The organism is Oleiphilus sp. HI0043 (genome assembly GCF_001634935.1).
The window spans coordinates 1-994 of sequence record NZ_LWEY01001492.1 but is presented as its reverse complement, the minus strand read 5'-3'; the positions used below and the strand labels follow the sequence as shown (position 1 = coordinate 994).

Below are 994 nucleotides of genomic sequence, written 5' to 3'. Positions count from 1 at the left end.
CAGAATCAAGTAACCGACCGTCAAACCAGCAATCAGAATAGTTAAGGTTTTCTTACGACCAAACTTATCTGATAAATATCCACCGGTAGGACGCGCCGCCAAATTCATCAATGCAAATGCACCACCCAACAAACCAGCCATAACAGGTGTTAGATCAAAGGTTTCCATGAAGAATGCTGGCAACATTGACACAACAGCTAATTCTGAACCAAAGGTAACGAAATAAGCCCAATCAAGAATAGCCACCTGCTTAAACTTATACTGGTCGTTTTCTGGTAGAGAAGTATGTAAATGTTCTTTGTTCACTTGATAGATTGAGTGCATTTGGAAAGCAAACAGACCAGCGAGCACCCCCCATAAAATGTTTGCTGTTGTTGCCGATAGTAGACTTACACCCGCTGGAGATAGCTTCCATGTCAAAACAGCCAAGGCAATATACATAGGCACATTCATCGCGATATAGAACCAGAAATCACGCTTATTACTTACTTCCAAACCACCCGATTTCTTTGGCTTAAAGTAAGTCGAACCTTTCGGTGTATTACGAACATTTTTGTAAAAGATCATGCTATAAACAAAAGCAACAACACCTGTTGTTGCGATAGCATATCTCCAACCATCATCACCACCATATACGTAAGCTGCTACCGCTGGAAGAGTCCATGCTGCAGCTGCCGAACCGAAGTTACCCCAGCCACCATATACACCTTCTGCTAAGCCAACCGTCTTCGCAGGGAACCATTCTCCCACCATACGAATACCGATAACAAAACCCGCACCAATAAAGCCACACAAGAAACGGAATAAGGCTAACTGCTCATAAGTTTGAGCTAGAGCAAAACCCCAACAAAGAAACGCCGACACCATCAACAACAAGCTATAAACAGCGCGCGGCCCAAACTTATCCACCAACATCCCGACAACAATACGCGCTGGTATAGTAAGTGCAACGTTAAGGATCAATAACGCCTTCCACTGGGCATTACTCATATCA

Annotated in this window: 1 protein-coding gene; it reads right to left on the bottom strand. The window is 43.7% G+C overall.

The window, feature by feature from the left end; translation table 11 throughout:
- A partial coding sequence (locus tag A3729_RS21530; RefSeq protein ID WP_068634259.1) for an MFS transporter occupies positions 1-994 on the bottom strand: 994 nt, incomplete at both ends.